4 protein-coding genes are annotated in these 6265 nt (G+C 52.0%); all 4 read right to left on the bottom strand.

From position 1 onward, the window contains the following. Positions 1-50: 50 nt before the first annotated feature. Complete coding sequence (locus tag DW657_RS08005; RefSeq protein WP_118312095.1) at positions 51-1586, bottom strand: arylsulfatase; 1536 nt, start codon at positions 1584-1586, stop codon at positions 51-53. Between the two features lie 15 nt (positions 1587-1601). Beyond that, positions 1602-2825 (bottom strand): anaerobic sulfatase-maturation protein, encoded by a 1224-nt coding sequence (locus DW657_RS08000; RefSeq protein WP_118312100.1) that lies wholly within the window; start codon positions 2823-2825, stop codon positions 1602-1604. A 59-nt stretch (positions 2826-2884) separates the two neighbouring features. Continuing rightward, complete coding sequence (locus tag DW657_RS07995) at positions 2885-4378, bottom strand: arylsulfatase (protein WP_118312099.1); 1494 nt, start codon at positions 4376-4378, stop codon at positions 2885-2887. A 95-nt stretch (positions 4379-4473) separates the two neighbouring features. Then, the gene (locus DW657_RS07990) at positions 4474-6096 is read right to left on the bottom strand and encodes a sulfatase (RefSeq protein ID WP_233546675.1); all 1623 of its coding nucleotides are present in this window, start codon (positions 6094-6096) and stop codon (positions 4474-4476) included. Positions 6097-6265: the final 169 nt, after the last annotated feature.

The following is a 6265-nucleotide window of genomic DNA, read 5'->3' as shown; positions in this document are numbered from 1 at the left end:
AGCTTCTGCCCTTTCAGGGCGTGTGGGGAAAAACGTTAGCGCAGATTTTATTATCTTACTCTTCTCAAGATGTTCTGCAGCTCATAAACGATGCTAGGATGAGTATCTGCTACATTATCCTGCTCATAGAGATTGTCGGAGATGCGGTAGAGCTGAGGAAGAGGATCGTTGCCGGTCTCTATCTTCGGACCCCACTTGATCATCTTGGAACCATCGTTCGGCTCGATGTATTTCCACTCCTTGGTGCGGATGGAAAGTACATGGTTGCTCGACATTTCGGCTACCCATGGACGATGGGTGGTGTCGGTGCCGAGCAGATTGCCAAGATGGTTCCTGCTGTCTGGCGCACTGCCCTTAGGGAAGGTGGCACCAATCAGATTGCCGAATGAAGCCATGAAGTCGATCTGTGACATCAGAACATCGGAGGTCTGACCTGCCTTCACGTTCTTGGGCCAGCGCACGATGACCGGAATCGCCGTACCTCCCTCGAAGGCACTGTATTTGTTGCCGCGCCAAGGACCCGCTGGCTTGTGACCATTCAGGAGTTCCTCTGCCTGGTCCTGATAACCGTCATCTACCACAGGACCATTGTCGCTGGTCAGCAATACGATGGTGTTATCCGCAATGCCCAACTTATCCAGAGTCTCCATAATCTTACCCACCGACCAGTCGAACTGCACGATGGCATCGCCACGCACACCCATAGTGCTCTTTCCACGGAAACGCTGGTGTGGGAAACGAGGCACGTGGACATCATTGGTGGCAAAATAGAGGAAGAAAGGATTGTTGCTGTTCTTCTTGATGAAGTCGATGGCATGGGTAGTAATGGAATCGGCGATGTTCTCGTCTTTCCATAATGCCTTACCGCCACCCTTCATATAACCGATTCTGCCGATGCCGTTCACGATAGACATGTTGTGGCCGTGGCTCGACTTCATATTATAGCACAACTCAGGGTTGTCCTTTCCGGTAGGTTCGCCAGGGAAGTTTCTGTAATAGCTTACTTCGATAGGAGCCGACGGATCGTAGTTAGCCACCTTGCCATCTTCTATGAATACACAAGGCACACGGTCGGCTGTGGCAGCCATGATGTAATGATGGTCGAAGCCGATATCAGCCAGGGCTGACGGCAATGGGGCATTCCAGTCCTGCTTGCCAGTCTCGGCACCCAAGCCCAGATGCCACTTGCCGATAGCACAGGTAGAATAGCCTACGCTCTTGAACATATCTGCCATGGTAAACTGGGTAGGCTTGATAATCATTCCCGCATCGCCCGGAGCCACATCGGTGCCCGGCTTGCGCCACGCATATTCGCCCGTGAGCAGAGAGTAGCGGGATGGGGTACTGGTAGAGGCGATGGCGTGGGCATCGGTGAAACGGATTCCCTGTTCCGCCAGCTTATCCACATTCGGAGTCTCTACGTTCCTGGCACCATAGCATCCCAGGTCGCCATAACCCAGGTCATCGGCAAGGATGATGATGACGTTAGGCTTCTGCTGATTGCTTGCCTTCGCCTTCTTGGCTCCCATCGCAGCCGTGCAAGCCAGCGGCGACAGCAGGGCGATAGTCATATAAGTCTTGTTCATAATGATAATCGTTAGTTATTTTTTTAAAACATTCATGATGTTGGCTGGTGGACGCTGGGCGAGGAGTTCTCGCTTCATGAAGTCCATGTAGGGAGCCACATGCGAATAATACTGGTAATATCCCTGACAGAGATAGTTCAGTCCCGGCTCTCCATACTTATCCTTCTCGAAACGGTTCTTCGGGCATTCACCATGACAGGCGAACTCCATGTCGCACTCCTTGCACTGGCGGGGCAGCGAGGTATGTTTCAACCGGCTGAATGCCTGCTGTTTCTCGCCGTAAAGCATGTCGATGAGCGACTGCTCCCGGATGTTTCCAAGCTTGTATTCCGGAAAGACGAAGTGGTCGCAGGAATACACATCGCCATTGTGCTCCATCACGCCCGCATGACCGCACTCCTTGGAGTAGGCGCAGATGCCCGGCAGCACACCCATCCAGTTGGCAAGCGTGCAGTCGAAGATTTCCACAAACATCTTACCCACATCGTGGCGCACCCAGTCGTCAAAGATGGTGCAGAGGAAGTTGCCCCACTGTTCCGGAGTAACGGAAGCATCCGCAAGCGGAATCTCCCTGTCGTCTGCAAGACTTGCCAGGGTGCGACCGTCTTCATGTTCCGTCAGTCGCTCCACGATAGGGGTAAACTGCAGGTACTGGCAACCGTTGTCCCTGAAGAAATGATAGAACTCCAGCGGATGTTCAGCGTTGTAGGTATTGACCACCGCCATAGCGTTCCATTCCACCCGATGTTTCTTCAGCAGACTGATGCCCTGCATCACCTTTTCCCAGGAAGGCTTTCCGGCAGGAGTTACGCGATAGTGGTCGTGATACTCCTGGGGTCCGTCGATGGAAATGCCTACCAGCCAATGGTTCTGTGCAAAGAACTCGCACCACTCGTCGGTGAGGAGGGTGCCGTTGGTCTGGATGACATTGTCTATCTGTTTGCCGTGGGCGTACTTCTTCTGAAGCGCCAGCGCCTTTTTGTAGAAGTCGATGGAACGCATCAGCGGCTCGCCTCCGTGCCAGGTAAAGAGCACCTGGGGCATGGTCTGTGCCTCGATGTACTCCCGGGTGAATTGCTCCAGCATCTCATCGCTCATCAGATGTCGGGGAGTGTTCTGGTAAAGATGGTTCTTTTCCAGATAATAACAGTATTTGCAAGCCAGGTTGCAATGGGCACCTGCTGGCTTCAGCATCACATACAGGGGCTTGGCAAATGGGGTTGCTATGTTGTCGTTCATCATGTTTTCAAGTTTTACATATGGAGGAAGTTAACTCCTTAATCCACTTTTGTTAAGAATCAGAACTTAGGCAGGGTAATCTTGAAATCCTGGTTGTCTCTGTGCTCCTTCTGTATGGCAGCCAGGAGTTCCTTTACGATTTCAGGATGCTCTGCCGCTACATTATGGTCTTCGTGGATGTCCGATGCCAGGTTGTAGAGACGTGGCTCGCCCTTTACCACTACCATCTTCCAGTCGCCCTTTCTCACACCAATCTGGTCGGTCTCGTGGAACTCCCAGTAGAGATAGTCGTGGTGCTTCTGTTCGGCATCCTTGCCCAGAAGGGTAGGAGCGATGGAGATTCCGTCGAAACCATCACCTGCCAGCTTCTTGTTGGTGTAGCGCTTGGCGAAGTTCTTGATTCCGGCAAGGTCGCAGAAGGTTGGCATCAGGTCGTAGAAGGCAAACTGGGTATCATTTACGCTGCCCGCCTTGATGTGCTCCGGCCACCAGGCGATGAACGGGATGCGGATGCCGCCCTCGTAGCACTGGCGCTTCAAGCCCTTCAGCTTGCCGTCGCGACCGAAGAACTTTGGGTCGGCACCGCCCTCCTCGTGAGGACCGTTATCCGAGGTAAAGATCACCACGGTATTCTTGTCGAGACCCTTCTCCTTCAGCTTGGCGAAGATTTCGCCTACATACTGGTCAAGACGGGTAATCATTCCGGCAAACTGGGCGTGGGTATGAACCACGGCGTTGTATCGGGAACCTTCCTGTCCGCCCCAGGTCTTGTCCTCGAAGAACTTCTTCTGATAGTTCTCCAGGATGGAATCCTCCGGCTGAGCCAGTTCGGCATGAGGCAGGGTATAGGTGAGGAAGCCTACGAATGGATGTTTACTGTCCTGACGGTCAATCCACTCCAGTGCCTTGTCGTGGATGATGCGGGCAGAATACTGGTTGCGCTTGTGATAGTCCTTGCCGAACATCGGATACTGGATGTTCTGCTCCATGATGTCTCTTACCACCGCCGTATCTCCCAAAGCCTTGCTGTAGCGGTTGAGGAAGTTAGGATAGTAAAGATGTGCCTGGAACTGGCAGATGAAGCCGTAGAATTCATCTACGCCACGCTTGTCGGGAGTTGAGGCAGAACCTTCGTATCCGCCTGCCCACTTGCCGAAGACTCCGGTGCGATAACCCTTGTCCTTCAGCATCTCCGGAAGAATCTTATGCTGCGGGTCGTAAGGTTCCTGACCCACAACAGAAAAGTCCTCATTTACTCCATACTTCACCATTGGCACGTTTCTCCAGTACTCCTTGTTGCCTCTTACGTGGGTATGACCGGTATGCTGACCCGTCATGATGGTAGCACGTGATGGGGCTGAAACCGGCGAACCGGCGTATGCCTGGGTGAATCGCATACCCTCTCTTGCCATCTGGTCGATGTTGGGGGTATGGATGTAAGGCTGACCGTAGCAAGCCAAGTCACCATATCCCATATCATCGCAGAGGATGAAGAGAATGTTGGGCTGCTGTACGTTCTGCTTGGCGCACACCAGGGTAGGCAGGCAAATCATGCCTACCCCAGTGAGCCATATTGTCTTGTTTGTCTTCATAAATTTCTGTTTTTGGATTCTATTCATCTATATTTAGAATCTTCTACCTTTAGATTCTACTCATCTACCTTCAGATTCTTGCGGTAGTTGGCGAGCAACTTCTTCAGTTCCTTCTCAATCTTCTGAGTGCCTGGCTTGCCGTAGATGTTGTGTAGCTCGTTAGGGTCGCTCTTGATATCATACAACTCCCAGTAGTCGATGTCGGCATCATCGGTGAAGTAGTTGATTGACTTGAGGGCATTGAAGCAGTTGTTCTCTCTAGTGCCTGGTTGACCCTGGTACTTGTTTTCTACCACGGCTCTCTCGCCACCCTTGCCGTAGAAGTGAATCAGCTTGTAGCGCTCGGTGCGTACACCATCGTGCTTGCGTACCAGGTGGTAGGTAGGGTAATCATAATAATGATAGTACAGGCTCTTGCGCCACTTCTTGACAGGTGCTCCGGCAAACAGAGGCTGGAGTGAAGTGCCAGGCATGTACTTAGGCTTCTGCAAACCTGCCAGGTCGAGGAAGGTAGGTGCGAAGTCGATGTTCTGAACCATCTGGTTGCACTCGCTTCCCTCCTTGATGTGCTTAGGATAGCTGATGATGAGCGGTGTATGGAATGACTCCTCGTACATGAATCGCTTGTCGAACCAGCCGTGCTCGCCCATATAGAATCCCTGGTCGGATGTATAGACGATGATGGTGTTGTCGGTGAGGTTGTTCTTGTCGAGATATTCCAGCAGTCTGCCCACGCTCTCATCTACAGAGGCAATCACGGCCATATAGTCGCGGATGTAGTTCTGGTATTTCCACTCGATCAACTCCTTGCCGGTCAGGTTCTTGCTCAGGAACTCACGGTTTCTTGGCATGTAGTAGGCATCGATGATGGCACGCTGCTGTGGAGTCATGCGGTTCATCTCGCCCATCAGTCCGGCATAGGAATCTCTTCCCTCAGGAGTAGAAGGATCGTACATCTCAGGAACCTTCAGGTCGCGTACCATCTCCATATACTTGTCGATAGACATCTTCTGGGTAGATGCTGCAGAACCACGGGTCTCGTAATCATCCCAGAAAGTCTCTGGCAACGGGAAGTTGACGTTGGCATACTTGCTTACATACTTGGTGTTAGGCATCCAGAGCCGGTGAGGTGCCTTGTGGTGAACCAGCAGGCAGAATGGCTTGTTCTTGTCGCGGTTATTCAGGTACTCGATGGCATGGTCGGTGATGAGGTCGGTGGCATAGCCCATCTCCTGCTTGAAGTTACCGTACTGGCCGGTAGAAGCGAAGGTTGGGTTGTAGTACTGACCCTGGTCATCCAGAACATGATAGTAGTCGAATCCCTTCGGACTGCAGGACATGTGCCACTTGCCCACTACGGCAGTAGAATAGCCTGCCCCCTGCAGCAGTTCTGAGAAGAAGGTCTTGGTAGAGTCGATACCCTCGGCAAGCTGGCGCTGTCCGTTCTGGTGACTGTAAAGACCCGTCATCAGGCACGCACGGCTTGGAGTAGAGAGAGAGTTCTCCACGAAAGCTTCGTTGAATTTCATTCCCCTTTCAGCTAGGCGGTCGATGTTAGGTGTCGGTGCCAATTTGGAGATTGGACTACCGTATGCGCTGATGGCTTGCATGGCATGGTCATCACACATGATGTACAAGATGTTTGGTCGTTCTCCCTGAGCGAAGAGCGACAGCGGCATTACCTGCAAGGCAGCGAATGCCAGTAATGAACGATTGAGTTGATTTCGGTTATTATTCATCATGATTCTGGTGATATATAGTTAATAATGAATGAATTATAGACAAAGATAGTAGAGGTTGATAAAATGCCAAAAAGAGGGGGCGCCATCAGTTGGCGCACCCTCTTCA

The sequence above is a fragment of the Prevotella sp. AM23-5 genome (genome assembly GCF_003473645.1).
In the GTDB taxonomy this organism is placed as follows: Bacteria; Bacteroidota; Bacteroidia; order Bacteroidales; family Bacteroidaceae; genus Prevotella; species Prevotella copri_A.
The sequence above is the reverse complement of the archived record's forward strand: the minus strand, read 5'-3'. Positions and strand labels throughout refer to the sequence as shown.